The organism is bacterium (assembly GCA_040757115.1).
GTDB lineage: Bacteria > UBA9089 > CG2-30-40-21 > CG2-30-40-21 > SBAY01 > JBFLXS01.
Window position 1 is genome coordinate 1 of record JBFLYA010000362.1, and the last position, 2,866, is coordinate 2,866.

At 33.7% G+C, this 2,866-nt stretch carries 5 protein-coding genes; 4 read left to right on the plus strand and 1 reads right to left on the minus strand.

Annotated elements, in window-relative coordinates; all coding sequences use genetic code 11:
* Positions 1–56: 56 nt before the first annotated feature.
* Positions 57–179 carry a hypothetical protein gene (locus tag AB1422_18635; GenBank protein MEW6621317.1) on the plus strand — a complete coding sequence of 41 codons (123 nt, stop codon included), beginning with the start codon at positions 57–59 and terminating at the stop codon, positions 177–179.
* A gap of 116 nt (positions 180–295) precedes the next feature.
* Here AB1422_18635 and AB1422_18640 read toward each other — a convergent pair whose 3' ends face one another.
* Positions 296–514 carry a NifU family protein gene (locus AB1422_18640; GenBank protein MEW6621318.1) on the minus strand — a complete coding sequence of 73 codons (219 nt, stop codon included), beginning with the start codon at positions 512–514 and terminating at the stop codon, positions 296–298.
* A gap of 563 nt (positions 515–1,077) precedes the next feature.
* Here AB1422_18640 and AB1422_18645 point away from each other — a divergent pair.
* From AB1422_18645 to AB1422_18655, 3 genes are all read left to right on the plus strand, one after another.
* Positions 1,078–1,266 (plus strand): zinc-ribbon domain-containing protein, encoded by a 189-nt coding sequence (locus AB1422_18645; protein MEW6621319.1) that lies wholly within the window; start codon positions 1,078–1,080, stop codon positions 1,264–1,266.
* Positions 1,263–1,640, plus strand: a complete 378-nt coding sequence (locus tag AB1422_18650) for a RidA family protein (protein MEW6621320.1) — start codon at positions 1,263–1,265, stop codon at positions 1,638–1,640. Before AB1422_18645 ends, AB1422_18650 begins: the two co-directional genes overlap by 4 nt.
* A gap of 206 nt (positions 1,641–1,846) precedes the next feature.
* Entirely contained in the window at positions 1,847–2,785 is a 939-nt protein-coding gene (locus AB1422_18655) for a DNA polymerase III subunit (protein MEW6621321.1), read from the plus strand.
* The last annotated feature ends 81 nt before the right edge of the window (positions 2,786–2,866 follow it).

Here is a 2,866-nt window from a genome sequence, read left to right on the forward strand (position 1 = left end):
TGGAGATTAAGGAGATAGGGAGATATTATTAAAAAAATTGAAATTAATAGAAATTTATGGAAATTTGTTGTTTTCCACAATCAATTTCTACCTATTTCTATAAATTTCAATCTATTTCTATTATCTTCTCCATATCACTCTTATCTCCTTATCCCCTTTCTTACACTTTTGATATATAGCCTGAACGGTTACAAAAAAAGATATTTTCCTCTCTGTTTTTCTCTGCGTCTCTGCGGTAAAGGATTACCTGAACGGTTACAATTATTTGTTGGAAAGACACTATTTCAGTCTGTCGTTATACCGCTTCTACTGATTCGACCTCAGGAACTTCTTTTTTTAAGATTTGTTCAATTCCCTGTTTCAGGCTCATTTGAGCCATAGGACAACAGCCACAGGCCCCGGTTAATTTCACCTTGACAACGCCGTTTTCTATCCCAACTAATTCTACATCTCCACCATCATTTTGAAGAGAACCACGGATACCTTCTAATACATTTTTTACTTTTTCTATCATTTTTTGCCTCCTTGATTTTGGTAAATGGTAAATGGTGAATGGTAATTAGTCACCAATTACTTGCTTTTAATTTCGTGAAGCTCTATTTATGAGCGTTTATATATAATATCAGATTTTGGTTAATCTGTCAAAGGAAATTTCGACCTGTCTGGTTAGAAATTATGTAACCGTTCAGGTGGTAATTTACCGCAGAGACGCAGAGGAACAGAGAAGACATAGAAATAAATCAGATAACAGAAAAGATATTGAGGTAATCTTTGTAATACATAGGACATCAAAACCAAATTTGTTAATCAATCATGATATGTTGGTCCTCAAAAACTTGCACTGATGAAAATTCGTGATGGAATTCTGCGTCTGGTGAATAGATTTTAATTTTTTCTCTGCGTCTCTGTGTCTCTGCGGTGAACGGTTACGCAAGGAAAAGGTAAAAAACATCCTTGAAGGAATAAAATCAGAATAATAGTGACTGAGCCTTTGGAGATAATTCCTGCGGAATTAGTTACGAAAAACTACTTGACTTTTTTTTAATCGTGTGTTACCATTTTACGAAGGGGATAGCCATGCGATGCACAAGATGTAATTTTGATAATGATGAAGACGATGGATATTGCATTATGTGTGGTAATAGATTAAAAAATACTTGCCCACGGTGTCATTGGGTCAACCGTGATGGGTCAAAATATTGTGGTAAGTGTGGATACGCTATCTCGCCAGCACGCAGAACTTCAAGGTATCAGGAACCAAGATGAACAAAAAGGTTATTTCAATAGATAAAACTATCGATACACCTTATTCGCCAGCAGTTGCTTTTGGGAATTTGCTATTTGTCTCAGGACAGATAGCAAGTGGTAAAAATAGTTTAGAAGAAGAGATTACAACGGCATTAAATAAATTAAAAAGTATCTTACAATCAGCCGGGTCGTCTTTAGAGTGCGTTTTGAAAACAACCGTATTTTTAAAGGATATGAAAAATTTTAATCTAATGAATGAGATTTATAAAACTTACTTTAAAGCAGAGCCTCCAGCACGAAGTTGTGTTGAAGTCAGCAGGCTCCCATTTGATGTAAATTTTGAAATAGAAGCGATAGCGTATATAGCACTTATTAATCGAAATTTGACATAGATATGGCTATGAAATTCCAAATCACAAATTCCAAATTCCAAATAAATTCAAATAACCAAAATTCAAAACATTACCCCCATAGTTTGTATTTAGGACTTGAAATTTGATGCTTATTTGAGATTTGGTGCTTGGGATTTGGGATTTTTTACTTATCCACTCTGAGTAAAGTTTTGACTAATAACTGTTATATTCCTTGAGAAAAACTAATGAGTTGGAAAGATATTTTAGGTCAACAGCAGGCAATTAATATCCTGAAAAAGGTCATTGAACAAAATCGACTGGCATCCGCTTATTTATTCCTCGGACCTGATGGTGTTGGGAAGATTAAAACAGCTAAACAATTAGCCAAAATATGTAATTGCCAGGATATAAAAGAAGGGGATAGTTGTGAGATTTGCAATTCGTGTTATAAAATCAATCACGATATTCACCCGGATGTTAAACTGATTAAACCAGCCGCTATGCACTTCCTTCTCCCACAAATTCAGGATTTACAAAAAGATGTCTTTGTTAGTCCTTTTGAAGGCAGAAAGAAGGTCTATCTTCTTGATGAAGTAGATAAAATGACTCCAGAGGCGGCGAATGCCTTTCTTAAAACATTAGAAGAACCATCTCCAACAACTCTATTTATATTGATTACAAGTCGGCCAGAAACCCTTTTACCAACGATTCTCTCAAGATGTCAACCAGTAAGGTTTAATTTAATTCCAGAAGACATTCAGAGTCAAATATTTTTGAGATGGCAAATAGAACCATCAAAAATTTCTTTATTGACACAACTCTCTGGAGGTAGTATTGGCAAGGCAAAAGAATATTTAGAAAAAGATGTATTTGTTTCTCTTGAGAAATTAGCCCCGTTACTTGAAAGTATCTTAAAAAAAGAAGAAGGATTCCTGCTTATTTGCAAATTAGTCACCCTGATTTTAGCCGATTATAAAAAGGAAGATATATCTCTTTTTTTTGAATTACTTTCAGTCTGGTTAAAACAAAAACTATCAGTCAACTTTATAAATTTGTATCGAGCAATTGATGTTGTAATGGAAACACAAAAGATGATTAAGTTTAAAAATGCAAATTTACAATTATCGCTGGAGGTTATGTTTATTAATTTAAAAGACATTCTATGTCAAATGAATAATTGGTAACTAAATAAAAACTGGAGTTTCGTGAATTTATTCATCATGGTTTAACCATAACCTTGCAATATAAATTCCAAATTTCAAATA